This window comes from Candidatus Endoriftia persephonae, assembly GCF_023733635.1.
Classification (GTDB): Bacteria; Pseudomonadota; Gammaproteobacteria; order Chromatiales; family Chromatiaceae; genus Endoriftia; species Endoriftia persephonae.
This window is the reverse complement of sequence record NZ_CP090569.1, coordinates 1212484-1237439: the sequence shown is the minus strand read 5'-3', so window position 1 is coordinate 1237439 and position 24956 is coordinate 1212484. Positions and strand designations below refer to the sequence as shown.

The following is a 24956-nucleotide window of genomic DNA, read 5'->3' as shown; positions in this document are numbered from 1 at the left end:
TAGGACTAAGTAGCGGCATTTATGCTCTACAATTAATCAGTTGGTAACAAGGAATGCTTCGGATCAGATCTTTGGATTGTCTTTACCATAGCGCGGATTTCATTGAACAACGAATCCGAATAATGACCAAAGCCATCCAGTTTGAGTCGGGCGAGGAGCATCTTGCCAGTGACATCCTCGCCCATATTCTCAAGAGTATCCTTCATCAAGTTGACTGTATTGGGGTTTACTCCTAAACGAAAAACAATAGGTGGGAAGCCAAAACTCGGAGATATTTTTATTATTCGAGTCTTCTTAGTAATATCGGGCCTAAAGATGGCAAGGTATTCCCATATGTATGAATCTACCGCCCCGCCATCTGCAACCTGCTCGGAAACGGCCTGCACCGTTTCGGCGTGATTGAAGGTGAAAAATGTCTGTCGGAAAAAGGTCTCAGGCCTCTCACCTTTCGCTGTCATCAAGGAAAGGGGATAGAGGAAGCCTGAATTCGAGTCAGGGTCAGAGAAAGCAAAAATCTTCCCTTTCAGATCACTAAAGCGTTTATGGGGGCTGTTATGGTGGACGATGATATATGAGTGATAACGTGGTGCCCCTCGATAGATAGGCACTGTTAGGAGCTGAAGAGATTCCGGTTTTCTTGTTTGTACGTAAGAGTAGCCGCAGATCCATGCGAATTCGATACCGCCAGAGTCCAATAGATCCATCACCTCTCGATAGGACTTTCTGAGCACAAATTCTACCTTACGGCCCATTTTATACCCCAGGTATTGACTCCACTGGTCTAGAAATCTGAGGTTTTCGGTGAGTATCACAGCCGTCAGGCCAAAACGGATAGGTGGTTCCGTGTTGGCAGCATAAACCGGGCTAATCAAGAAAACCAATAATAAATAGAACAATCGCACTGGGATTCCTTATTAAGAATAACCTCTTAAGGATACTGCTAAGTTATGTCACGGCATCCACATTGCGACATATATCCTGTGCTCCCCATGGAGTACATAAGCCATCACTGGCTACACTTTCCTGCCTGCTTTAAACAGCCCTATTCTATGAGGATAGCAGAACCCAATTATCACTCTGGATGCTGTTGTTTGTTATTGAAGTCAAGTTAATCGCACACGATCAGTAAGGTTATTTTTAGCTTCTTTTGCTGGAAAAGTGAAGTGGTCTTTCAATTTACCTCTTTTCTATTCTGTAGCTTGTTACCTATTAGTAACTTGATACTTCACGCCACCCTCCTAACTGTTTGAAATTAAATGAATAATCAGAATGGTAACGTTTTTTTCAAAAACGTTACCATCAGGTAACAAATTTCAGCTCATTATCTCCATTGTTTTTTTTATTCTTGCTTTTTCAAGTAGATACAAATCTGGCTCGACTCTTGCAACTCGCACTTAAAGTAATTTTGCACATTCCAATAATAATGCTAAAGCCGTAATTCGGAGTGGGAGAAAACAGTGGCAAAGAATGGTGGGGCTGGAATTGTATTTAGAATTACCTGGCGACTGACAGCATTTATTTTCGTTGGAATCGTACTGTTTTTATTAACAGCCTATGGAGGTGTTGAGTATTACACCTCGCAGTCCTCTTTTTGTGGTGGTAGCTGCCACACCATGACAGAGCAGTATGAAGCCTGGAAGACCAATACCCACCACAAAAGCAACAATCCGGACGGAATGCAGGCAGACTGCATAGATTGCCACTTTCTACCAGGTGAGAAGCATTCACTTAAGGCCAAATTCGAGGGGCTACGTCACCTGGCTGCCTATCTATATAACCCAGATGCACCGCTACCCATACGCCCGGTAATTAAGGATGGCGCTTGCCTCCAGTCTGGCTGTCACAATCGCGAAAACCTCGCGCAGAAGGAGATACAGTACACAGAGAAAGTACGTTTCAAGCACGAGGTTCACTTTAGTGATAAAGCTCTCGATGGCCACCAGATCACCTGCGATACCTGCCACTTTAAGACGACCGCGAATAAACATTTTGAGGTGCCCAAAGATATCTGCTTCCTTTGCCACCTAAAACTGGATAAACCCACGCTTGATAAAGCGAATATGGGTGATGGGGGTGTAAAGAAGATCAGCTTTGCGAATAAACCATCTATCAATTTCAACGAGGGGAAATCCCGTTGTGATATCTGCCACACGATCCCAACCAGATCGCTGCAAAGTCAATTACAGGTAGGTGATAAGAGTACAACCAAGGGGCCAATCACACATCAGACTATGCAGGAATCGAGTGTAGCCTGTGAGAGCTGCCATTTTGAGGTAGTGAAAGGTCAGGGAGAGATTGAGACCGGTAACGTAGTCTCCAATGGTTGTCTCACATGTCATAACCGGAGCCAAACACTTCTGGCTGCCGCAGGTGACAAGACATTGATGCATGAAAAGCATATCCCTAACAAGGCAGACTGCTTCGATTGTCACACTGTAGTCGAACACAAGAACAGGACCGATCATCTTGATTTTGTGCGCGAAGATTGTCAGCTCTGTCATGTCGATCAGCATAAGTACCAAAAGCTGTTGCTTTCCGGTGCTCCCGTTGATGATGAAATTTCAGGTGCTCCACATCTCATGTACGAGGTCAATGTTAACTGCATGGCCTGCCATCTTAAGAAGACCTTGAGCAAAGGGCATGATGTGAGAACCGCATCTGGTGATACCTGTGCCGCCTGTCATACAAAACAGCACAGAAAAATGCTGGATGACTGGAAAAAAACACTTAAGAAAGAGATTGCGGATGGTGAAGAGCTAGAAGCAGAGGCAATTAAACTTCTTGCTGAGATCAAGAGCAACCTGGACAAGAAACAATTAAATCAGGCAGAGGCAATGATCGCCAAGGGCATTCAGCTACTTGATATTGTGCGTTTCGGTAATGGCGTACACAACAAGAAGTATGCAATCACCATTCTTGATGGTGCATTCAACAACTTTGAAGACACCATTGAATTGCTTGAAGGAGCAAAGGGCGCTGAATAAGGAGATTGATCTATAGCACCACTAACATCTGTGGAGGATGAGGAGATGAGTAGGAGATACCAATATGAGTGACAATAAAACACCAGAAATCAGTCGCCGTAAATTTCTAAGTGGGGTCGGAACAGCGGCCGCTGGCGCCGCCGCAATGGTAACACCTGGGCTGAATGTCCAGGCAGCCACAACAAAAGCCCCCCGCTGGGCGATGGTCATGGACCTTAGGCGCTGCATAGGTTGCAGAGCCTGTACTGTGGCCTGCAAATCGGAAAACCACGTATCTCTTGGCCGATTCAGGGCGGTTATTCAAGAGAAAACCATGGGTACATTCCCGAACACAAAGAAAGCGTTTCTGCCTTTGATGTGTAATCACTGCGAGGGTAATAAAGAGGATGGTGTTCCTCCTTGCGTAAAAATCTGTCCTCAGTTCCCCGGTGAACGTCGCAAGTATAAAACCGCTGATGGTAAGACAATACGTTACCGTAGCGGTGGTACTTACAAACGACCAGATGGCATGATCCTGGTCGACGTTGAGCAGTGTATCGGCTGTGGGAAGTGCATTGATGCCTGTCCCTATGGTGTTCGTTCGTTCAATCCCTTTGTCAAAGCCGGCGCCGATCCAACTAAGCAGGCCGCGGACAAATGCGATATGTGCGCTCATCGTGTCGACAACGGTGTTGAACCATCCTGCGTCAACACCTGTCAAGGTCGCGCTCGTATCTTTGGCGATCTTAACGATCCGAACAGTCACGTCTCCAAGCTTGTTAACGAGCACAATTTGGCTAAGGCCGATAATGTGCTGCTTCCGGAGGAGGGAACCAACCCGCATGTATTCTATATCGATCCGGATAACATGTTGAAGCGTCTCTATACACAGCGGAGGAAGGGCAAACTGGATCACTATGTGGATCAGATCCCATAAGCCCTGAAAGCTTGTAAAAGAGAGGAATTGATATGAAAAAGCTAAATCGTCGTAATTTCATGAAACTTGCCGCAGCGAGCGGCACCGTAATGGTGACAGGGATCGGAACCAGTCAGAACGCACTTGCCGGATCAATCAAACTGCAACCGGGTGGTCGCGATTTTTCTCCAACCACGAAGAAGGAGCGGCAGGCTATTCCCACCGCTTGTTGGCAGTGTGTGACCCGTGACGCCATGATGGGCTATGTCGAGGATGGCCGTTTGGTAAAACTGGAGGGGCATCCGGATTCTATCCGTACCCTCGGTAAACTCTGCGCAAAAGGGCAGGCCGGTGTTAATCAAGTCTATTTCCCGGATCGAATCCTGTATCCGATGAAACGTGTCGGTAAGCGCGGCGAGCACAAGTGGAAAAGGATCTCCTGGGATGAGGCCCTGGATCTTTTGGCATCCAAGATCAAACCGCTTCGTGACGCTGGAACACCCGAGTTGTTCATGTACCAGTACGGTCGCCACAAGGGCAGCCAGTCTTCGATCATGCACGACTTCATGGACGCCTTCGGTTCCCATACCATCGGTACGCACACGTCGGTCTGTGAGGGGCCTAAATGGGTCGGTCAGGAGAGCCTGTGGGGCGGCATGTACGATAACTGGGACTACGATCATACCGATTTCGTGGTCAATTTCGGCTCAAACCAGTTCGAGACTCACACCAACCACATCCCGACATCGCAGCGTCTGATTCGGGCAATGGTTGAACGTAACGTCCCGCTCTATACCTTTGATGTGCGCCTTTCCAATACCGCCGCCAAGTCAACCGAATGGGTTCCCATCAAAGTCGGCATGGACGGTCTGGTCATGTTGTCCATGGTTAACGTCATCATGAACGAAGGATTGTTCCGCAGAGATCACCTCAAGTACATGCGCGTGTCGCCGGATTATCATGCATCGGACGACGAGAAAATCGCTGCGATCAAGAAGCATGTAGCTAAGTTCACACCGGAGTTTGCTGAGAAGGAGAGCGGTGTTCCTGCAACCAAGATCAAGCAGATCGCACGCGGTTACGCCAAGGCGAAGTCGGCCTGTCTGATCAGCTATCGTGGCACCGTCATGCATTATCATGGTGCAGATCAGGAGCGTGCGGCGATGTTGCTCTCGGCAATCACCAACAACCTTGATACAAAAGGCGGTCGGGTCATGGGCGTCGGCGCCGGCTGGAAATCCCCCCATTCACCAAAAGCCAAGGTGCAAAAAGGTCTCGACATCGTCAACGGTTTCCCCGGTGAGGCCGCGTTCCCCACGCATCAGGTGAGTCAGCAGAATCTTCCGATGATCAAGGACGGCCAAAATGGCCGGCCCAAAGTCTACTGGTGGAGCTGTAACAACATGGCCTTTATCAACGGAAACAATAAGGAAGCGGAAGCGATCTTAAAAGATGAGAGCCTCATACCCTTCTCGGTTTCGTCTAACATCGTCTATGACGAGTCATCGCAATACGCCGATCTTATCCTGCCTGATGTCACCTATCTGGAACGATGGGACACCGAAGATATGGTGTCGCCGACCGGTGTCGCCGACCGGTGTCGCCGAATACTACATCCGCCAACCCCTCATCAAGCCGCTTGGCGAGGCGAAGGATCAGGGTGAAATCTTTGCCGGCCTGGCGAAACGGTGTGGATTTGAACTGGCCTATTCGACCAAGGAGGAGTATGTCCGTCAGTCTTGCGATATGACACCGGGCGTCAGAGAAGCCGGCGGTTTCGAGTACATGAAGAAACATGGGGTCTGGCACGATAAGAACGCCAAGCCTAACTTCGGCTTCTACGAAGCCAAAGTGGATGTTTCCGGCGACGGGGTTATTCTCGATGAAAAAACCGGCGTCTACTGGAACTACAAGAAGGCCGGAGTCAGCAAAGCCGAAGCTAAGAGCAAAGGCTATCTGGGGGTCGAGGGCGCCAAGAAAGCCTATGTCGCCCAGAACATCGAGGGCACGCCGCGTAAGGCCTATCCGCCGAACACCTCATTCATCAAGTCCGGCCTGCTCGACTTCTATTCCGATAACTTCGCGTCCAAGGGGTTCCCGGCGTTCCCAACCTATACGCCGATACCTGAGCATCAGAAGATGGGCAAGGATGACTTGCACCTGACCACCTACAAGGTAGCCGTACATACGCACTCCCGCACAGCCCATTGCAAGTGGTTGTCTGAGATCAAGCACGACAATCCGGCATGGATCAACGCCAAAACCGCCGCCGCGCGCGGTATCAAGGATGGCGATACCATCAAGGTGTCTAACGAACTTGGTGAGATCACCACCACAGCTCATGTCACCGAAGGCATCATCCCCGGCATCATCGCCATCTCGCACCACTTGGGACGTCAGCATTCCGGTATCTACGGATCGGGAAAGCGTTCTCCCACTCCTGGGGGTGCCGCAGCGGATCCGGACGCCAAGAACATGTGGTGGAACAAGCACGGAACCCATCCCAACTCGATCATTCCGAACAGTTCGGATCCGATTAGTGGTGGGCAACGGTGGATGGATACGGTGGTAAGAGTTGCCAAAGTGTAATTAAGTGAGTGAAACAGGAGAGCTGAGATGGAAACTGATTGGAAAAAGCTGGCCGATAGCGCCAAATCACGAAGTGAAATTTATGGACTATTGACCACTGTTTTCCGGGAGGAACCCACCGAGGCCCTCATCAAGGAGCTGAGAGGTCCCCGCTTGTCGGGGGCCTTCTCAGACATGGACGTGGATCTGGGAGAGACGTTCTACAGCGATCCTGAAGGGCAAGTGGCGGATGAGTTAGCTGTGGAGTTTACCCACTTGTTCCTTGGCCCTGGTCCTCATATATCGGCCCATGAGTCTATCTTTGTCGAGGTGGATGGCGACGCATGTGCTCTATGGGGGGCACAGACCGTTGAAGTGAAAAAGTTTATCGAGACGACAGGCCTCAATTATGAGCCGGGGTTCACAGGTCTTCCTGATCACGTCAGCGTTGAACTTGAATTTTTACAGAAGCTGACAGAGTGGGAGGCTGATAAGTGGATTCAACAAAATCGCAAGAGTGCAGAGTATTGTCTGACAGTGCAACGCATGTTTCTTGAACGGCATCTATTATGTTGGTTACCCCAATTCTGTGATGCGATCATGACTCAGGCGGAGATGCCCTTCTACCGAGCTATGGCTGAATTGACCAAGAATTATATGGAGTTTGAGCGGCAGAGTATCGCAACCGATACAGCTGCTTAATGTATGCTTACCAATTCACCTACATCCATGTAGGTGGATTATTTATTTCTTAACCGGTTGCGAAGGGTAGCTTCCTGATTAGGCCCCATGCCCATTTTTTTACCCTGATTGATAGCGAATTCGACTGGAGCACCTAGATTGATTCGGTAAGCTGCCCACATAGTGCCCAGTAGTGCAGAACTTGGTGCATAGACCAAGAGCATGTCCTTGCTGGCATCGATAACCTTCTGGGTGAAGTCGTCAACCTGTTCCTGACTTGGCACTAGGCCGTCGATCGGGATGCTAATATAACGCATACCCAGCGCCTCAGTCTCCAATTGATGTAATCGTGCGGTTTTTTCTGGTGTTCCGAGATCGATCACGGTTTCAAACCCGAAAATTTTCAGTTCCGCTATACGATTGATCTGACGACCACAGGTTGCCTGTAAATAAGGAATAGCTCGACCAGGATCCGGAATGGCAATAGCGTATCCCATTCTCCCCGGTAACTTGGATGTCTTGTGGGTGAGTGTTTGCGGTACTGATTTGCCATCGCTGGCAGTAAGCACTGCATCATTGTGTCGATTCATCTCTCCGTCACCCCACCAACCGCAGGCGTACACTGACTTGGGTGACATTGCGAAGAGGCATAACAAAGTAGTGATAGATACAGATCTCAATCTGTAAATGGGTTGTGCTTTCTTCATGATTTTGAGTGTCCCTGATCAGGTTATCAGTAGCGCATTCAGTGAATCTTGGTGCGAGTCTATTATCTTTGGATAATCAGCATCATTCCCTATGTGGCAAGAGTGACAGGATTAGTCTGTCAGGGGTGACTGACTAAAATAGATAAGGAGAGAGCTGCGGGAAATTAGACCCACAGCGGTAGACATATTTTCAGGAGGTCTCCACAGGTAATCCTTCCAGTCTCCATTCGGGAAGGCCTCCTTCCAGGCGCTTGGCGTTAACGCCTCGCTCCCGCAGTCTGGAGACAGCATCGAATGCCAGTACACAATGCGGACCGCGGCAGTAGGCGACAATCTCCTGAGAAGGATCAAGCTCGTCCAGATGCTTTTCCAATTCCTCCAGCGGAATATTGATCGCACCCGGCAGGTGTCCCGCTGCATACTCCTCTGGCGGGCGCACATCCAGGACCGTCACCAGACCATCCCTCGCACGCTCCAGTAGTTGAGCTGCCGGCACCGGTTCTAGACTGTCTTTGACCTTGAGGTAGTCGTCGACGAGACGATTCACATCGGCCAGGTGGCGCTCCGCCACTTCTCTCAGCGATCCGAATAGGGCCGAAACGTCCATACCACTCAATCGATAATAGACCTTGTGGCCCTCCTTACGATTGGCAACCAGCCCGGCCTGCCTGAGTTGTTGCAGATGTTGAGAGGTATTAGCCACAGTCAGGCCCGAAACCTGCGCCAAGGCATCTACACTGCGTTCACCCTGCGCCAAAAATTCCAGAAGTTCCAGTCGGTAGCCATTGCTCATCGCCTTGGCGACACGGGCAAATTGGCTGAAAAGATCGTGTTTGAAATTACCTGTTGACATATATATCGCCCCAACTATACTTCAATTATTCAATAGATCTATTGATTATATGATCTCTTTGAAAATTATAACAGATTATGTATTGGAGGAGAGTGGAGCATGAATTGGTACGACTGGATTCTCAGGAATGAACTGCCCGTTCGCCTGGGTTTTTTCTTCGGCATCTTTGCCATCATGGCGGCCTGGGAGCTGCTAACCCCCCGCCGTACTCTCACAGTTTCCAAGAGCATTCGCTGGGCCAACAACCTGGGCCTAGTCTTCCTCAACAGTTTTATTCTGCGTTTGCTGTTTCCGGCGGCGGCGGTGGGTGTTGCTGCCCTTGCCGAGCAACGGGGGTGGGGCCTGCTCAACTTTTATGAAACCCCCTTTATTCCATCGGTCGTCATTGCAGTGATAGTGATGGATTTCGTTATCTACCTGCAGCATGTGATGGTCCATGCCGTACCTGTTCTTTGGCGACTACACCGGGTCCATCACGCCGACCTCGACTACGACGTGACCACCGGCGCCCGCTTCCACACCTTTGAGATCATCCTATCCATGTTGATCAAGTTCGCCACCATCATGGTGCTGGGTCCACCCGTCGTAGCGGTGGTGATCTTTGAGGTGCTGCTCAATGCCACCGCCATGTTCAATCACGGCAATGTCCGGCTCCCAACCAGCCTAGACCGGGTATTGCGCTGGTTCCTTGTCACTCCTGATATGCACCGCGTACACCATTCGGTAGAGGATGATGAGGCAAACAGCAACTTCGGCTTCAGCCTGCCCTGGTGGGATCGGTTGTTCGGCACTTACCGTGATCAACCCAGAGGAGGTCATGAGGGCATGACCATCGGTATCCATAAATACCGCGACCCGAAACAGGTCAACCGCTTACCCGGCATGCTGGCGCTGCCCTTTATCGGCAAGATCAGTGGCTACGCCATCAATCGCCGCGAATGGAGCAATAGCGATGAGAAGTAAAGCACTTCGCTGGCTACTATTTGCCCTGTTGGCATCGGCAATTTCTCTGACCATTCTCTACCGAGACCATATTGATGCAGGTGCCCTGCAGCAGTGGGTAGAGCAAGCCGGTCCCGCCGCTCCACTGCTGTTCATGGTTATCTATGCCATCGGCACGGTGCTGTTCCTTCCAGGATCAGTGATGACCCTGGCGGGTGGTGCCCTGTTCGGGCCGGTGCTCGGCACCTTCTACAATCTCACCGGCGCAACTATCGGCGCGGTGCTGGCTTTTCTTATCGCACGATTCTTTACTTCCAACTGGGTGGAGCAGAAGACCGGTGGCCATCTCAAGCGGCTGAAAGAGGGCGTGGAAAATGAGGGTTGGCGCTTCGTCGCCTTCGTGCGTCTGGTACCGCTCTTTCCCTTCAATCTGCTCAACTATGCGTTGGGCCTGACCCGTATCCCGCTGCTTCACTACCTGATCGCCACCTATCTGTGCATGCTGCCAGGCGCCATTGCCTACACCTATCTAGGATACGCCGGGCGTGAAGCGGTGGCTGGTGGTGAAGGCTTGATTCAGAAAGTGATGCTGGCGCTGGCGCTGCTGGCCGTAGTGGCCTTCCTTCCCCGACTAATCGGTCGTCTCAGGCAGGGCCCCACCATGAACATCGATGCACTGAGGGAACGCCTGAACAAAGAGGACGAATTACTTTTGCTGGATGTCCGCACCGCCAATGACTACCAGGATAAGCTGGGACACATCGTGGGCTCCCTGAATATACCCCTGGAAGAGCTTGAATCCCGTCTGGCCGAACTGACCCCCTATCTGGAAAAACCGGTCGCATTGATCTGCACCACGGATCGTCGTTCCAAAAAAGCCGCGCAGATACTCGGTAGTCAGGGTTTTGCCGATGTGCATGTGGTGATTGGCGGGATGACGCAGTGGAACAAGAATGCCCTGCCTGTTCACACCACAACTGAGACTTCAGACCATTTACGGGAGATTCAATAGTGTCCCTTTCCATTATTATCGCTGGACTCGCCACCGGCCTGCTGCTCGGCGTATTCGGCAGCGGTGGCTCCATCATCACCATGCCCGCCCTGCTCTATCTGTTGCATGTTGAGCCAAAATCGGCCATCGCAATGAGCCTGGGTATCGTGGCTGTCACTGCCACCATTACTGCCATACAGCACTGGAAGCGTGGCAACGTCAACCTGAAGGTGACAGCCATGTTTGGGCTGTTTGGTGTGGCCGGAACCTATGCCGGCGCTCTGCTTGGCGTCATCACACCGGTGGTTATTCAACTGGGTCTGTTTGCTGTAGTGATGTACGCAGCCGCATGGAAGATGCTCAAACCAAAGCCGCAACACAGATCCGTCGGCGCCGCCGCAGTGATTGAATGCGATAGTGGCGATTGTGAAGCCCCCCACTACGGACACATCGCGCTGCACGGCATAGGCGTCGGCATCCTGACCGGCGTCGTGGGAGTGGGCGGCGGCTTTTTGATCGTTCCCGCACTGGTTTTGCTCTCCGGACTCTCCATGAAGCGTGCCGTTGGCACCTCGTTGAGCATCGTCGCACTGAAATCCTTTGCCGGTTTTGCAGGTTATGCCGGTACTGTTTCCGTCGATTACGGGTTGATGGCAATTTTCACAGCCATTGCCATCGCCGGCAGCTTTGCTGGAAGCATGCTTAGCCACCGGCTACCCGCAGAGCACCTGAAAAAAGGGTTCGGTGGTTTTCTGATGCTCGTGGCGAGCTACATATTGATCAAGAGTGTCGTGTTCGGTTGATGCAATACCGACGTTGGTTGGCAAGCATACTTTGTACAGGAGTAAATCATGAATACCCTGATCATATTGAATGACCCACCCTACGGCACTGAACGCAACTATAACGGCCTGCGCCTGGCCAAGGCACTGAGCAATACAGATACAAAGGTCACGGTATTTCTGCTGGCCGACGCGGTGGTCTGTGCAAAACACGGACAAAAGGTACCTCAGGGGTTCTACAACATCGAACTGATGCTTAAATCCATCACACGTAAAGGTGAGGTGCTGCTCTGTGGTGCCTGTATGGATGCCCGTGGCCTGACCGATGAGGAAATCATCGAAGGCGCCCAGCGCAGCAACATGGGGACACTGGCAGAGCACACCCTGGAAGCGGACAAGGTGCTGGTTTTTTGACCCTGTTTTATTCAGGGGCAGAATTGATATGACACCTACCCACACACCTCTGGATAGACTGGTAGCAGTGATTCGGCGCGTTGGTGCTGAAACGGTCGATAGTGAAGACGCTCGCTTGCAAAAGACGCTGCTAGTCGGCGCCAGCCTGATGTTTATCCTGGCGGGCCTGCTGTGGGGCGGTATCTATATTGCGTTCGACGAACCACTGGCCGGAGCGGTGCCACTATCCTATGCGGCGGTTTCGCTCTTCAGCATCCTCTTATTCGGCCTGACACATCACTACCGGCTGTTCCGGGTGAGTCAATTGCTGCTCATTCTGATTCTCCCGTTTCTGCTGCAACTGGCCCTGGGTGGATTTGTCAATTCAAGCGCCGCGATACTATGGTCACTGATATGCCCATTTGGTGCGCTGCTGATCGGGCAGCGCCACCACGCCCCCTGGTGGTTTCTGGCCTTCCTGGGCCTGGTCATCGTCAGCGGTTTGATACAGCCGGACATGCACCCCACCAACAATCTGCCACCCTGGTTGGTAACCATCTTTTTTGTGGCCAATATCGGTACGGTTTCAGCCGTCGCGTTCATTCTGCTCCACTACTTCGTCGGCCAGGAGAGCCGCTTCCTCGGACTGCTTCGTCTCGAGCAGGAAAAATCGGAAAGACTGCTGCAGAACGTTCTACCCAAGGAGATCGCAGCAATCCTGAAAGACAAGGATGAAACCATTGCCGAGCACTACGACTCGGTCAGCATCCTGTTCGCTGACATCGCAGATTTTACGGCCCTTTCCGACGAGCTCTCTCCAACCGAGATGGTCGATCTGCTCAACGAGGTATTTTCTCGATTCGACTCACTGGTCACAAAGTACAGCCTGGAGAAGATACGGACCATCGGAGACAACTACATGGTCGTCTCCGGTGCGCCACGCCCACGGCCAGATCACGCCCGACTCCTGGCGCGCCTGGCGTTGGAGATGCACGCCTACGTCGAGGAATATCAGCGTAACGGCAGGCGATTGAACTTTCACATCGGCATCGGCTCCGGTCCGGTCCGGTCCGGTCCGGTCCGGTCCGGTGATCAGAGGCGTGATTGGCCGCCAGAAATTCCACTACGATGTCTGGGGCGACGCAGTCAATATGGCCAGCCGTATGGAAAATCCCAAGGCGTACCCGGAAAGATCCAGATCACCCAAGACACCTATGAACTGCTCAAGGATGCATGCATTTGCGTACCCAGGGGCACAGTGTTGGTAAAAGGTAAGGGTGAGATGGAAACCTGGTTCTTGGAAGGCATCAAGGCTGGTCATGAATAGGATCATCTCTTTTGCCGCAAGACACCCCCTGCCTGTTTTGCTGATCATTGCGGCACTGACCGCCGTCGCTCTCTCCAGGGTGGACGAACTCCGTCTGAATATCTCTGCAGAGGGCATGCTGGTCGACAACGATCCGGCCAGGGCCTTTTACAAACACACCCGCGAAACTTTCGGGGCCGACGGCTCCACCGAAGACATTCATCTGCTCGCCGAATACCATGCCGGCACCCTGCAGGGGATGCCGCGCATGGATGGCATCCATGTCATGGGCCGCAACATGGGACTCGCGGTGCTGCTTACCTTCATCACCACCTATCTCGGTTTTCTCTCCATTGCACTAAACGACATCCAACTGCTGCGGCAGTTCGGTCTGGTCGCATCCACAGGCCTGCTGCTCAATTTCCTGATTACCATCTTTTTGCTTCCGGTCTGTCTCCGCTACCTCGGCGAGAGGCCTGTCACCCGATCAGCCAACCTCAGCAGCAGCCCCTACCATCGACTGGCCGGGCGGATTTTTCGGCGGGTTCAGACAAACAAAAGAAAAATCGTCATCCTGACAACGATAGTAGTGATCGTCAGCGTTTATGGCGCCTTCTCGTTGCGGGTGAACAATACGCCGCTGGACTATTTTGACAGCAACTCAAACCTCACCCAGCGTCTGAACAGACTGCAGGAGCGACTCGTCGGCATGGAGACCTTCTCCATCGTCCTGGATTCGGGGATCGAGGGCACCTTTCTGAAGCTGCGCTATCTCGAGGAGATCAAGAAGCTTCAGGACTACCTGGCCCAGAGCGAATGGGTCGACAAGTCACTCTCCTTTGCCGACTTTATCGCCCTGATTAACAGCGTCATGGAAGAGGGCACGAGCGGCGATCTATGGCTGCCAGAATCTGATGCCAACGTTCAGGAGTACATGCTCTTTATCAGGCATGAACAGGTCAGTGGCCTTGTCTCGGCGGATTTCAGCGAAGCAAGGATTCTCGTCCGGCACCCTATCGGCTCATCCTGGCAGCTGAAGCAGGCGCTACGGGAGATCCGTGCATTCACCGAAAAACAGATCGACCCCGGCCTCGAGGTGCGAATCACCGGTGAATCCATTCTCACCAATAGGGCGGCGGACGCGATGGCAATCACTCAGGCTAAATCCCTGGCGCTAATGATTCTTGTCATCTTCATCATTATCTCTGTGCTGTTCGTGAATATGAGGACGGGGCTGGTCGCCATAGTTACGAACCTTTTCCCCATCATTGTGTTGTTTGGCGTCATGGGTTACGCGGGCATCCCGTTGAATACAGGGACTGCGATGGTCGCGGCCATCGCCCTGGGGATCTGCGTGGATCACACCATGCATTTCATGGTGCGGTATCAGCGGAAAACGCACAGACATCAGGATGAGGGCCTGGCGCTTGCCGAAACAATACATCAGGAATCCATCCCCATCATGGCGGCCTCCATCGCCCTGGCATTCGGGTTTGCCACGCTGGCAACGTCGAGCTTTCCACCGGTCATGCATTTCGGTCTGCTGAGCGCAATGGTCATGCTGCTGGCGCTACTGGCCACCTTCATCATCACGCCCATCCTGCTGTCGTCCATAAGATTGATCACGCTGTGGGACATGCTGTCGTTGCGCCTCCAGTCGCAGGTCATCGAGCGGTGTGAACTATTTCGGGAGATACGGCCATGGCAAGTCAAAAAGATCGTGTTGGTCAGCAAGGTTCAAGCGGTCAACCCCGGAGATATCATTGTCCGGCAGGGAGACACTGGTGACGAGATGTTTGTCCTGTTGGAGGGGAGCGCAGAGGTGTGGCAAAACCGCCGATGTCGTAGCACGGGATGACTCCAAAATTCTGGCAATCAATTGGGACGGTATTGACCATATCGCCAAAATCTTTCCCCGCATCTCGACAAAACTGTTTCGTAATCTCTCCGCCATTATCAGCAAAAAGCTGGCTGGGACGCAGGCTAAAAATATTTTGGACGGGGATGGTTTGACTGGGGCAAATAGCCAAAATTGAGAGGGGAAAAAACCATGAGCACAATCACCATACTGTCCAAACAACCGCCAGGTGGCCACTGCACCTTGTACATCCATTATGCAGAGGCCATCAGCCAGCATCTTGGGATCGGTTCCCAGGTGAAATATTGTGAGTCGGATGGTGAGGATGGGAACCAACCACCGGCACTGATGATTGGTGAGAACCTTATCGAGCCTTCCGACGGCGTGATCGTATCCCCAGAAGATCTGATCAACAGTCTACGCGATAGCGTTACAGAGAACGAACTGGAAGAGCTATACCAGCTTCTCGATACCGTTCAAGAACAACTGATGGAGGAGTGGAGCAATGAGTGAAGAATACACACTAGACACCTTGGTACGCTCTTGCCACCCACGGAAAACATCATAGAGAGGACACAGAAATGCTGCGTATCTACATCACCCTTTTCACACTGCTAATGCCTATTCTGTCTCTGGGCGGTGACCTGCTGCCGGCCCCGCGCCAGGTTTCCGACCACACCTGGGCATGGATCGGCCCCTACGGTCCTCCCACCCGTGAGAACGGCGGTTTTCGTATGAACCTGGGCTTCGTGGTGGGCGATGATGCCGTGGCGGTTATCGATTCCGGCTATGGAGGGGCGATGGCCGAGGCGATGCTGGCTCATATCCGTCGCATCACAGACCGGCCAGTGCGATATGTGATCAACACCAATTCCCAACCTCATCGGATCATGGGCAATCCGGTGTTTCGGCGCGCCGAAGCCGAGGTGATCGCTGCGGCCGAGGCGGTGCCACGCATCAAGGCCGAAGCTCAGGTCTTTGCCGCCACCATCGAGGGCGTGCTGGGCCTCACGCCCAACAGTGTCGAGGTACCGAGCACCCCCACTGTCGCCATCGATAAGGAGACCTCGTTGGATTTGGGCGGAGTACGGCTGCGCGTGATCCCGGTGGGGGACGCCCACACCCCCGGTAGTCTGGTGGTAGCGGTGAATCCGGACGCACTGGCCTTTGCTGGCGACGTGCTCTACAGAGGCCGGCTGTTGTCCATCCTCTCCAAGAGCAATGTGCGGGAATGGATTAAGTCTTTCCAACGGTTGCGGCAACTTGGTGATGTTCTGTTCATACCGGGCCACGGTGAGCCTGGTCCACTGTCCGCCTTCGAGCACTCTACGCACGACTATTTGACGGCGCTGAAACGACACATGGACCAGGCAGTGGAAGAAGACATTGATCTGCAGGACGCCATCAGCTCCTTCGATCAATCGGCATGGAAAGGGTTTGCCGACTTCGAAGCATTGGCCGGCCGCAACGCCCACCAAGCCTATCTGCAGAGCGAGGCAGCGGCCTTCGAGTAACCATGAACCATGAGGGGGCGAAGTCAAACCGACAACACGAGTCGCATTTATCACAGGATCTAATGCGGTTTGACTTCGACCCCTGCCATGAGAAATCCGTAGATTCGGCAAAAATGTACCCATGAATCCAGACACGCAACAAGAACCCCTCCTGGCATACAGTGCCCGCCCCAACACTGCGGCGCGTCAGGATACCCTGCCGGGGCGTTATCGCTGGTGGGTCATGGCCATCTCCATGGCCGCCTTCAGCCTGGCCTTCGTTGGCTGGCTCAACGAATCCTGGCTCTATCTGTTTGAGAGTCCTATCTGGCTCAACCGCTATACCGAATACGCCATTATCCTTGCCTTTGGCCTCTGGCGTATCCGTGCTGAACAGAACCCCTATACCCGCAAGCGTCTGATCATCCTGGTGACGGTGGTGACCGGCTTCTGGTGGCTGATCCCCTGGCTCATGCCGATGTTCGAGCCCTATGCCGGCTATGTCTGGAGCCAGCCGGTGTTTCCCGCCCTGCACACACCGGGCACCCTCACCTTCTTTCTCACCCTGCTGCTGGTGTTCCTGTTCGGGCGGCGGATCATCTGCGGCTTCGGCTGCCCCTGTGTGGGCGTGCGCGAGACCGTGGGCTTTCCGTTCCGCCGCTTCTCCCTGCGCGGCGATTGGGCCTGGCGGCTGCGCCATACCAAATGGTTCTTCTTCATTTGGTACGTGGGGGTGATGGTGGCCACCCAGTTCCCGCCCAACGCCTGGACCGCAACCCTGGTCGGCATGTTCGCGCTGGTGGTGGGGCTGACCTATTTCGGCACCTTCTTCATTACCCCAATCACCGGCAACCGCTTCTACTGCCGCTACCTCTGCCCCTTCGGCGCCACCTTCGGTCTGCTCAATCATGCCGGCTTCTTCGGCATCAAGATGGACCCTGAACAGTGCATCGACTGTCGGCGCTGCGAGCAGGCCTGCGACATGGGTATCCCGGTGTGGCAACAAGGCAAGACCACAGGCGAAGTCACCAGCATCGAGGATTGTATGGGCTGCGCCCGTTGCATCATCTCCTGTCCCACCGATGCGTTAGAGATTCGCGATGTACGCAACCTGTTCCGGCCTAATCTGCGGCAGGATGCCGGCCATCTTCTCAAACGAAAATCCCAGATCCCAGCACCCCGGACAGAACCGGCACACCGGCCTGCGGCAGTGCGCCTGAGCGACTGGAATCAAGCAGAAAAGGTTCTGTCCACAAAAGACCTGCAGCGCCAGGCTGAACGCTGCCTCGATTGCGGTGTTCCCGGCTGCCGCAATGCCTGCCCACTGGGCAATTTCATCCCCGACTGGCTGGAGGCTGCTGCCCGTGGGGATTGGAAAAAGGCTGGGGATCTGGCCCATGCAACCTCACCACTACCCGAGGTGTGCGGCAGGATCTGTCCTCAGCACCGCCTCTGCGAAGGGGCCTGCACCCGCACGCAGCTGGAAGGGGCTGTCACTATCGGGGCGATAGAGCGAACCTTGGCCGAACGGGCTCTGGATGAAGGCTGGCGGCCGATCAAACCGGCACAGCATAATGGCCGTAAGGTGACAATCATCGGTGCCGGCCCTGCGGGATTGAGCTGTGCGGAACGATTGAATCGGATGGGTGTGGAAGTCACTGTCTATGACCGGTCAACCAAGATCGGCGGCTTGCTGCAGACAGGTGTTCCCGCATTCAAGCTGGATAAGACCCTGCTGGCGCGCCGGCAGACTCTACTGGAACAGGCCGGCATCCGTTTCTCTCTCGGTCTATCGGTGGACGCTGCGATGTTATCTGATCTGCTAGGACAGAATGACGCCATCTTTCTTGGACTGGGCGCGCAGAAACCACGAACCATCGAACTACCGGGACAGACCCTGCCTGGTGTTGAGCAGGCCCTCAGCTGGCTGAAACGAATCAACGCAGGCGAGCGAGAACCTTTAACTGGTCAACAGCTGCTGGTTCTCGGTGGCGGCGATACCGCCATGGACTGTGCTCGTGCCGCGCTACGTCTGGGTGCAGAGGTAACCGTCGCCTATCGTGGCCCGGAAGCGCGTCTACGCGCCTCCCCCAAGGAGATCACACTGGCCCGTGAAGAGGGTGCCCAATTTCTGTTTAACCATGCCCCACTTGAATGCAAAGGTTCAGGAGGCGTAACCGGAGTACGCTTTGAAACCCACGAAGGGGCCACAATTATTGAAGCTAACCGAGTCATCCTCGCCCTGGGTCAGCAAGCCGACCCCCCCCCCTGGCTGGCCACATTCGACATTGTGACTGAGTCAGATGGCCGCATTCAGGTAGACACACAAGGCCATACCAGCCATCCCAAAATCTGGGCGGGTGGCGACAATACTCTTGGGCCCGATCTGGCCGTCACCGCCATGGCCGCCGGTCGCAAGGCGGCTGAAGGCATGTTGAGCAGTTTCAGTCTGTGGCGACGTATCCGGAAGCAGACATGAAAGGGAGCACTCTCATGATCCTGATCCTCTCTCTGCCGCTGCCGGCCACGGCAAGCCATACCTGGTCGGGTATAGATCTGTGCGAGGTACATAAAGACAAGCTGCCGCCTGGCCTCACTGTCGAATCACTCCCCGACTCCCAATCCCCGGAGGCAAGCTTGCTACAACGATTCTGTACTCAATGCCACAACCTGCCGGGACCGGATCGCCACACGGCGGCCGAGTGGCGCGAGGTGGCATCCAAGATGTTTCTGTTGATGGATGTTTCACACCGTTTTGGGGGATTGATGGGCAGGGTGGAGACCATGCAGAAACAGGAGCAGGAGCGTTTGCTGGCCTATCTGCAGCATCATGCAATGCAGTCGATAGATCAAGAAGCGCCTGCCGATATCCACCGACTCAATCATCCCTGGCTGACGCGCATATGGGTTCTAGGCCCCTTCCTGCTGCTGACGGGATTGGGTCTGCTGCGTTGGTGGAGAAATCGCCACACGGATAAAAACCATGCGTAATCGATTAATACTTCCGCTGATTATCGCCCTGTTGGCTGTTCCGGTGGGGTTTGCTTATGTGCACTGGAGCAAGGGAGGACCCGGAACCGGTCTCTACTCCCGCCACTGGTCACCCGATCCGGTGCAAGGCTATTGGGATCCGGACAACTTCTATCAATCCACCAAGATAGTCGAGGGTGTGTTCAAGGCAGAGCTGTGTATCCAGTGCCATGAGGGGATCACCCCCGGCATCGTTGCCGACTGGCGCGCCAGCCGTCATGCCCAGAGCGAGGAAACGGTCACCTGCAATGCCTGCCACGGCAACAACCATCAACAACTCCGGATGCCCACCCCGGACGTATGCGGCAGTTGCCATGAAAAACAGCATGGCGAATTTCTGGATGAGGCCCGCTACGGTTTCCCTAGTCATGTGCTGGCGATGGATCGGGCGGTGGATGCCAAGCACTTCGTGGACAAGCCCAAGGCCGAAGTCCAATCCTGCGTTCAGTGCCACTCGGTGGCCACCAAGTGTGACTCCTGCCATACCCGGCACCGTTTCGATGCCGCCGAAGCACGCCGCCCGGAGGCCTGCATCACCTGCCACTCAGGACCACCTCACCCCGATGACGAAACCTACTTCGCCTCCGCCCACGGCAAACTTTACCTGGCCGAGGGTAACGGCTGGGACTGGTCAAAACCCCTAACCAAGGGTAACTACAAGGCGCCCACCTGTGCCTACTGCCATATGGATGGCGGTCGCCACCAGGTGGCCCACAAGTCCCTGTGGAAATTTGGCCTGCGAGAGGTCAATCCTCATACATCCAAAAATCAGCTGCTGCGCAAAAAGTGGATCAAGCTGTGTAGTGATTGCCACGACGAGGAAAAGGCCAGGCAGTGGCTGACCGAACTGGATCAGGAACGCAAGCAAGCCTGGAAAAAGCTCTATGCAGCAGAGGATGTTCTCAAGGATCTGCGCAGCGACAATCTGCTTCACCCTGCCGCCGGAGAGCGCCCCCCCTACCCTATGGACTGGCTGGATAGTCTCTGGCCCAGAGAGCGCATCGGTTTCTTTGAAGGCCAGGCATCAGTCTTCTACAACGTCTCCGCCATTGAGCGCGACTACTTCGAGATGTGGTACTTCGACAATCTGGGGGCGTACAAATCTGCCGCCCACGGTCACTCGACAGGGGTTAAGGAAGGACATCGAAAAATGGAGGCATCACTGGATCGCATCGAGACCCAAGCCGACGCGCTGCGCGATCTTGTCGAAGCCGAACAGGAAGCGAAAATCACACCTGAAGGTTCAGGTGATCTTTGGATGAAGGGCGCATACACCGACTACAACCGGGAGCATAATTGATGCCCTATCGAATGAGATCTATTGGTTGGCTTCTGGCTATCCTGATAACGCATCCTGCCTTGGCAGACGAGTCCCTCTCCGCAGGACCATTTACCGAGACCGAGTGCATCACCTGCCACACAGAGCGGAATCCTGAGCTGATCAGGCAATGGCGAGAGGGTCCCCACTCAGCCACTTCAAGGGTCGGTTGCAACAACTGCCACGGCGATCGACACGAAAACTCAGCCATAAAGGCGAGAAAAGATCAAAGTTGTACCGCATGCCACGAAGGCCCCGCCAGCCACAGTTACGCCACATCCAAACACGGCATCATCACACGCCTCGAAGAGGCCCGGCAGGATTGGCGACAACCCTTGCAACGCGGTAACTACCGGACGCCTGGTTGCAGCTACTGCCACCTCCATGGCGGCGACCATGGCGACACCATGGCACCTGCTCGCGGCCCCGAAGTGCGCCAATGGATCTGCACCGGATGTCACAGCCCTCGCTATATTCGTGAGCAGTTTGCCAACGGAAAACGCCAGCTGGAGATTGCCGATCTCAAGCTGACAGAGGGAAAAGCATTGATCGACTCTGCTGATAACGTGCCGCCTGATGCACTGTTAAAACTACGGCAGGGCCTGAGCCACCACCGGCAAAATATCCTCCTGGGAGTCGGGCATCAATCCCCGGATTATCAATGGTGGTATGGTCAACCGGCACTGGATGGCGACCTAATCCGAATTCGCGATGCCATTACCGAGTCCCATCGGCGCAAGACATTAGCAAGGCCGATACAATCAGATCCCCATGCAACTAAAAGCATCAAGCGAGAGAGGCAATAATTTTTGGCTCTTTCTGGAATTAAGTGGGTAGCCGCTCAGCATAAGCCCGCCTCGTAAAGGGTGAGGCCGGTAGATGGGGGAGCTTTCCAACAATCAGTAAGCCACCATGATCGGGCTTCGGAATGTCCTGTAGCCTCTGGCTCTTGCCTTGGCGACCTGAATCAGCGAGTTGATGCCTTCCATACACCCATTACTCAGGTGCAATGTGAATCCATTAAGGATGCCGATGAGATGCCCCTTGATGGTGGTCGCCAGTTTCTTCATCTGGGGGACTCAACATCTGTCTGCACAGCGTGATCACCAGCGTCTCGAAGAACGGAGTAAACCCGGTTGAGGGCGAGCCCAAGGCGCATCAACCTGTGTCGTCTTACCGCACTGCTTACAGCGCACCCGCCGGCAAGTTGGCATGGAGGTAGGCTTCATTGAGGGCGTTGCTCCAGTGCTCCAACCGATCGTCATGCCGATAACCAAACAAAGTTACCCACACAATCTGCGATTGAGCCACAAGTCTTCGTCAATCTTGACAGGACCCGGGAGGATGCGAAGAGCACAACCGCTGTTGATGCACCTAGGGACAAGGAGGCCAAATAAAATGCTTAATGACATTGGGCCTTCATTTGCAAACTTGAAGGCCAATTTAAAACAATTGAGAGGAAAAAATCACATCAAATTCCCGAACTACTTACCGCATTTAAGAATAATTTATGATATGTATCATAAGACAGCCCATTCACCTTGATGCCAAAATTATATTCTCCAGCATTAATAGCGTCAGCAATATAATTGTTTGTGCTCACATCATAATGCGATCCATCATATGTTCTACTTTTGTCTCTTGTAATATATGAGGGTAGAGAAAAATCGTACAATGCAGGGCCAATATTGGAAACAGAATGAATGGCATGGATATAATCATCTAAGGTGCCGTTGTTTTTATATTTATTGATGATGAGCCAAGGACTAATTGGCGGGACGTAAAATACAACCTCAGAATCTTGGAAAGTGTTAGCTAACTTTTCATACCATTTGTAATTACCCTCGAAAAAAACGTTATTTTTTTGGGCGTTGTATTTGTGGTTATTTATGTCTGGGACATAAGGCTGGGTGTCTGGCAGAATGTCTATAGAAAAATCTTTTTTATAATATCTCGGTAGAGGCGACTGTCCAGCAAGCGTACGGAGTGAAAGTTTCAAGGCATCGATTGATAGGTAACTCTGCACAATGGATGGAGGGGATTTTTTCTGGGCGATATAGTCTGGAATCGTCCCTTTGATATCATTAGTAAAGAAATTGAATCCATCTACTCCGATAATAACCAGTTTTGGTTGGTACCCTCTGTCTTTCAAATAAGTAGCGAAAGAATTAAATTCACCAACCAGCCCCCCAGAAAAAGAAAAGTTAAAGCATGTGTGGCCTTTAATCCTGCTTTCATCAAGTAATGTTGTTCTGGAACTACCAAAGATATAGCAATCATAATCATGTGGATTTTTTAAAAAACGATTCATTTTGGAAAGGCGCTCATTAAATACGTAATTCTGATGTGTGACTACGTTTCCTTTGAGATACCAGAGTGGGTCCAGTGTGCAGTTTATAATAAAAACGCAATATAAGATTAGCCCTATTATTGTTGACAGAAATAACATGTATTGTTTAGAAGCCAGGGTTAACATGTTTAATCCTCAAAACTGAAAATATAGGAACTCGGAAACCTGAGAAAGACTTAGTAGAGAAGAAGCGCCCAAAATGGCAATCCATACAGACCATGCCACATTTGGCCTCCAATAAAATTTTCGATTCAATGATTGCAATAAAACAGGCTTGTCTGTGCGCCAGGAATATCCGTATGCTGGCCGATATTTTGCGAATAATTGCTGCGTGTTGGGTATAAACCAGACAATTGCCGTAAGGGCAAAGAACATCAATATTACCTTGATATCGCTCGCTGAAATCGATGGCCCATTAAATTGAAACCCCATAAAAACCAGGAGGTCTCCAATAAATCCAAGATTCTCACTTGGCGTGTGAGGAAGATTGGTGAACCCTTTTAGGATTTGCATTGCGCCATCAAACGATTCTGCGCGAAAAAATATCCAAGCAAACATCACAAGAAATAGCGTGACAATACGCGAGATAGCAACAGACCACCACTTATTGATACGTCGCTTCCAAATTTTCTGCCATCCATGATTGACGATCAAGTAGAAGCCATGCAATGCCCCCCAAAAAACGAACGTCCAACCGGCGCCGTGCCAAAGCCCCCCAAGAAGCATGGTGGCCATTAAATTTATATGCCGTCTAGAACGCCCCTTTCTATTCCCTCCCAAAGGGATATAAATATAATCTCTCAGAAATCTGGATAGAGTAATATGCCATCTACGCCAAAAATCAATGATATTTTCTGCTTTGTAGGGGGAATTGAAGTTCAAAGGGAGGCGAATACCAAACAGTCTTGCAATTCCAACTGCCATGTCAGAATAGCCTGAAAAATCAAAATATAGTTGGAATGTGTAGGCAATAACTCCTTCCGCAACCTCAAAAAAATGCAGTACCTCGCCATTCTCGGCAGCACTAAAAACCGGAGAAGCTAGAACGGACAAATTGTCGGCAATAACTACTTTTTTGAATAGCCCGACTAAAAAAATCGATATTCCTATTGTAATGTTGAAATGGTTGAGCTTGTAGGTCTTGCCCTCCTTAAACTGAGGAAGCATCTCTTTGTGGTGGACAATGGGACCTGCTATTAGTTGTGGGAAAAATGTGACAAATAAGCAGTAGTCAAGAAAATTGTATTCCTTGACTTCACCTTTCCATGCGTCTACCAAGTAAGCTATTTGCTGAAATGTAAAGAAAGATATTGCAAGAGGCAAAACTATGCTTTCTATCTGGATGTCAGATAAACCTGTCCTGTTTATCGTATCCATGAAAAAGTTGACGTATTTATAATAGCCCAACAGCAAAATGTTGGCGACCACCCCAATGGCCAAAACAATATTTTTTAACTGACCTTTGGTTGCGGAGGCAGATAACAAAACTCCTAGTGAATAATTTACAAGAATAGACCCAACAATTACCCACAAATAGGCTGGATTCCAGTACCCATAAAAAAACAAAGATGCTAACACTAACCATGAAGTTGCGATTCTAAAGTGGCCACGATTGCCAATAAGATAAAAAACAATCGCTGCGATTGGCAAGAAGGCGAAAATAAAAAATGGCGAATTAAATAACATCTGATTTTAACAACTACAGTCACTTAGCGATGATGGATGATATTGCGGCCAGGCCTATGATTTATGGTTTTTCCTATGTGTAACTATCCACCGCCTCCTTGAACGCTTTACTCAGTGAT

General features: G+C 52.1%; 23 protein-coding genes and 1 pseudogene. 18 read left to right on the top strand and 6 right to left on the bottom strand.

The features are described from left to right. Positions 1-32: 32 nt before the first annotated feature. Entirely contained in the window at positions 33-902 is an 870-nt protein-coding gene (locus L0Y14_RS05630) for a substrate-binding domain-containing protein (protein ID WP_005965628.1), read from the bottom strand. A gap of 555 nt (positions 903-1457) precedes the next feature. Between L0Y14_RS05630 and L0Y14_RS05625 the strand changes: the two genes are divergently transcribed. The 5 genes from L0Y14_RS05625 (at position 1458) to L0Y14_RS05605 (ending at position 7149) form a co-directional block, all read left to right on the top strand. Further along, the gene (locus L0Y14_RS05625; RefSeq protein WP_006474175.1) at positions 1458-2984 is read left to right on the top strand and encodes a NapC/NirT family cytochrome c; all 1527 of its coding nucleotides are present in this window, start codon (positions 1458-1460) and stop codon (positions 2982-2984) included. Between the two features lie 64 nt (positions 2985-3048). After that, a complete protein-coding gene (locus L0Y14_RS05620; RefSeq protein WP_005965624.1) occupies positions 3049-3900 on the top strand; it encodes a 4Fe-4S dicluster domain-containing protein in 852 nt (283 codons plus the stop codon). A 32-nt stretch (positions 3901-3932) separates the two neighbouring features. Further along, positions 3933-5543 carry a molybdopterin-dependent oxidoreductase gene (locus tag L0Y14_RS05615; protein WP_006474177.1) on the top strand — a complete coding sequence of 537 codons (1611 nt, stop codon included), beginning with the start codon at positions 3933-3935 and terminating at the stop codon, positions 5541-5543. Then, positions 5464-6468 (top strand): molybdopterin dinucleotide binding domain-containing protein, encoded by a 1005-nt coding sequence (locus L0Y14_RS05610; RefSeq protein ID WP_138921764.1) that lies wholly within the window; start codon positions 5464-5466, stop codon positions 6466-6468. The genes L0Y14_RS05615 and L0Y14_RS05610 overlap by 80 nt, the downstream gene beginning before the upstream one ends. Before the next feature lie 27 nt (positions 6469-6495). Next, positions 6496-7149: a TorD/DmsD family molecular chaperone gene (locus L0Y14_RS05605; RefSeq protein WP_010088842.1), complete on the top strand. Its 654-nt coding sequence runs from the start codon at positions 6496-6498 to the stop codon at positions 7147-7149. Between the two features lie 38 nt (positions 7150-7187). Here the strand turns inward: L0Y14_RS05605 and L0Y14_RS05600 are convergent, their stop codons facing one another. Together L0Y14_RS05600 and L0Y14_RS05595 are read right to left on the bottom strand one after the other, a co-directional pair. Further along, the gene (locus L0Y14_RS05600) at positions 7188-7718 is read right to left on the bottom strand and encodes a protein-tyrosine phosphatase family protein (RefSeq protein ID WP_138921765.1); all 531 of its coding nucleotides are present in this window, start codon (positions 7716-7718) and stop codon (positions 7188-7190) included. Positions 7719-8025: 307 nt separating this feature from the next. Beyond that, positions 8026-8688, bottom strand: a complete 663-nt coding sequence (locus L0Y14_RS05595) for an ArsR/SmtB family transcription factor (RefSeq protein WP_005965620.1) — start codon at positions 8686-8688, stop codon at positions 8026-8028. A 99-nt stretch (positions 8689-8787) separates the two neighbouring features. On the opposite strand from L0Y14_RS05595, the gene L0Y14_RS05590 reads away from it, so the two are divergent. From L0Y14_RS05590 to L0Y14_RS05535, 13 genes and pseudogenes are all read left to right on the top strand, one after another. Further along, positions 8788-9651 carry a sterol desaturase family protein gene (locus tag L0Y14_RS05590; RefSeq protein ID WP_006474180.1) on the top strand — a complete coding sequence of 288 codons (864 nt, stop codon included), beginning with the start codon at positions 8788-8790 and terminating at the stop codon, positions 9649-9651. Then, positions 9641-10642 carry a VTT domain-containing protein gene (locus L0Y14_RS05585; protein ID WP_006474181.1) on the top strand — a complete coding sequence of 334 codons (1002 nt, stop codon included), beginning with the start codon at positions 9641-9643 and terminating at the stop codon, positions 10640-10642. Before L0Y14_RS05590 ends, L0Y14_RS05585 begins: the two co-directional genes overlap by 11 nt. Further along, positions 10642-11424, top strand: a complete 783-nt coding sequence (locus L0Y14_RS05580) for a sulfite exporter TauE/SafE family protein (protein ID WP_005966801.1) — start codon at positions 10642-10644, stop codon at positions 11422-11424. Before L0Y14_RS05585 ends, L0Y14_RS05580 begins: the two co-directional genes overlap by 1 nt. Positions 11425-11472: 48 nt before the next feature. Next, the gene (locus tag L0Y14_RS05575) at positions 11473-11817 is read left to right on the top strand and encodes a DsrE/DsrF/TusD sulfur relay family protein (RefSeq protein ID WP_005966802.1); all 345 of its coding nucleotides are present in this window, start codon (positions 11473-11475) and stop codon (positions 11815-11817) included. A gap of 115 nt (positions 11818-11932) precedes the next feature. Continuing rightward, positions 11933-13123 carry an adenylate/guanylate cyclase domain-containing protein gene (locus tag L0Y14_RS05570; protein WP_050799339.1) on the top strand — a complete coding sequence of 397 codons (1191 nt, stop codon included), beginning with the start codon at positions 11933-11935 and terminating at the stop codon, positions 13121-13123. After that, on the top strand, positions 13116-14960 hold the full coding sequence (locus tag L0Y14_RS05565) for an MMPL family transporter (RefSeq protein ID WP_050799341.1): 1845 nt from the start codon (positions 13116-13118) through the stop codon (positions 14958-14960). The genes L0Y14_RS05570 and L0Y14_RS05565 overlap by 8 nt, the downstream gene beginning before the upstream one ends. A gap of 192 nt (positions 14961-15152) precedes the next feature. Beyond that, positions 15153-15473: a hypothetical protein gene (locus L0Y14_RS05560; protein ID WP_040818998.1), complete on the top strand. Its 321-nt coding sequence runs from the start codon at positions 15153-15155 to the stop codon at positions 15471-15473. 68 nt (positions 15474-15541) lie between these two features. Beyond that, positions 15542-16474, top strand: coding sequence for an MBL fold metallo-hydrolase (locus tag L0Y14_RS05555; RefSeq protein ID WP_006474185.1), 933 nt, complete (start codon positions 15542-15544; stop codon positions 16472-16474). 121 nt (positions 16475-16595) lie between these two features. After that, entirely contained in the window at positions 16596-18932 is a 2337-nt protein-coding gene (locus L0Y14_RS05550) for an FAD-dependent oxidoreductase (protein WP_251859271.1), read from the top strand. Further along, positions 18929-19444: a hypothetical protein gene (locus L0Y14_RS05545; protein ID WP_240991601.1), complete on the top strand. Its 516-nt coding sequence runs from the start codon at positions 18929-18931 to the stop codon at positions 19442-19444. Before L0Y14_RS05550 ends, L0Y14_RS05545 begins: the two co-directional genes overlap by 4 nt. Further along, complete coding sequence (locus L0Y14_RS05540) at positions 19437-20783, top strand: multiheme c-type cytochrome (protein WP_006474188.1); 1347 nt, start codon at positions 19437-19439, stop codon at positions 20781-20783. The genes L0Y14_RS05545 and L0Y14_RS05540 overlap by 8 nt, the downstream gene beginning before the upstream one ends. After that, a pseudogene (locus tag L0Y14_RS16620) lies at positions 20783-21127 on the top strand (multiheme c-type cytochrome); the annotation flags it as partial. The gene L0Y14_RS05540 and the pseudogene L0Y14_RS16620, both read left to right, overlap by 1 nt. 9 nt (positions 21128-21136) lie before the next feature. Beyond that, positions 21137-21607, top strand: coding sequence for a hypothetical protein (locus tag L0Y14_RS05535; RefSeq protein ID WP_251859270.1), 471 nt, complete (start codon positions 21137-21139; stop codon positions 21605-21607). 93 nt (positions 21608-21700) lie between these two features. On the opposite strand, the gene L0Y14_RS05530 is transcribed toward L0Y14_RS05535, so the two are convergent. The 3 genes from L0Y14_RS05530 to L0Y14_RS05520 form a co-directional block, all read right to left on the bottom strand. Beyond that, entirely contained in the window at positions 21701-21871 is a 171-nt protein-coding gene (locus L0Y14_RS05530; RefSeq protein ID WP_010086310.1) for a transposase, read from the bottom strand. Between the two features lie 401 nt (positions 21872-22272). Next, the gene (locus L0Y14_RS05525; RefSeq protein WP_138921766.1) at positions 22273-23112 is read right to left on the bottom strand and encodes a hypothetical protein; all 840 of its coding nucleotides are present in this window, start codon (positions 23110-23112) and stop codon (positions 22273-22275) included. Positions 23113-23286: 174 nt separating this feature from the next. After that, a complete protein-coding gene (locus L0Y14_RS05520) occupies positions 23287-24837 on the bottom strand; it encodes an MBOAT family O-acyltransferase (RefSeq protein WP_251859269.1) in 1551 nt (516 codons plus the stop codon). Positions 24838-24956: the final 119 nt, after the last annotated feature.

Coding starts and splice junctions, on each gene's coding strand:
- L0Y14_RS05595 (WP_005965620.1), bottom strand. CDS start 8,688: ATGTCAACAGGTAATTTCAAACACGATCTTTTCAGCCAATTTGCCCGT.
- L0Y14_RS05585 (WP_006474181.1), top strand. CDS start 9,641: ATGAGAAGTAAAGCACTTCGCTGGCTACTATTTGCCCTGTTGGCATCG.
- L0Y14_RS05530 (WP_010086310.1), bottom strand. CDS start 21,871: ATGAAGAAACTGGCGACCACCATCAAGGGGCATCTCATCGGCATCCTT.
- L0Y14_RS05620 (WP_005965624.1), top strand. CDS start 3,049: ATGAGTGACAATAAAACACCAGAAATCAGTCGCCGTAAATTTCTAAGT.
- L0Y14_RS05575 (WP_005966802.1), top strand. CDS start 11,473: ATGAATACCCTGATCATATTGAATGACCCACCCTACGGCACTGAACGC.
- L0Y14_RS05600 (WP_138921765.1), bottom strand. CDS start 7,718: ATGAATCGACACAATGATGCAGTGCTTACTGCCAGCGATGGCAAATCA.
- L0Y14_RS05520 (WP_251859269.1), bottom strand. CDS start 24,837: ATGTTATTTAATTCGCCATTTTTTATTTTCGCCTTCTTGCCAATCGCA.
- L0Y14_RS05555 (WP_006474185.1), top strand. CDS start 15,542: ATGCTGCGTATCTACATCACCCTTTTCACACTGCTAATGCCTATTCTG.
- L0Y14_RS05540 (WP_006474188.1), top strand. CDS start 19,437: ATGCGTAATCGATTAATACTTCCGCTGATTATCGCCCTGTTGGCTGTT.
- L0Y14_RS05545 (WP_240991601.1), top strand. CDS start 18,929: ATGAAAGGGAGCACTCTCATGATCCTGATCCTCTCTCTGCCGCTGCCG.
- L0Y14_RS05550 (WP_251859271.1), top strand. CDS start 16,596: ATGAATCCAGACACGCAACAAGAACCCCTCCTGGCATACAGTGCCCGC.
- L0Y14_RS05525 (WP_138921766.1), bottom strand. CDS start 23,112: ATGAATCGTTTTTTAAAAAATCCACATGATTATGATTGCTATATCTTT.
- L0Y14_RS05615 (WP_006474177.1), top strand. CDS start 3,933: ATGAAAAAGCTAAATCGTCGTAATTTCATGAAACTTGCCGCAGCGAGC.
- L0Y14_RS05590 (WP_006474180.1), top strand. CDS start 8,788: ATGAATTGGTACGACTGGATTCTCAGGAATGAACTGCCCGTTCGCCTG.
- L0Y14_RS05560 (WP_040818998.1), top strand. CDS start 15,153: ATGAGCACAATCACCATACTGTCCAAACAACCGCCAGGTGGCCACTGC.
- L0Y14_RS05605 (WP_010088842.1), top strand. CDS start 6,496: ATGGAAACTGATTGGAAAAAGCTGGCCGATAGCGCCAAATCACGAAGT.
- L0Y14_RS05565 (WP_050799341.1), top strand. CDS start 13,116: ATGAATAGGATCATCTCTTTTGCCGCAAGACACCCCCTGCCTGTTTTG.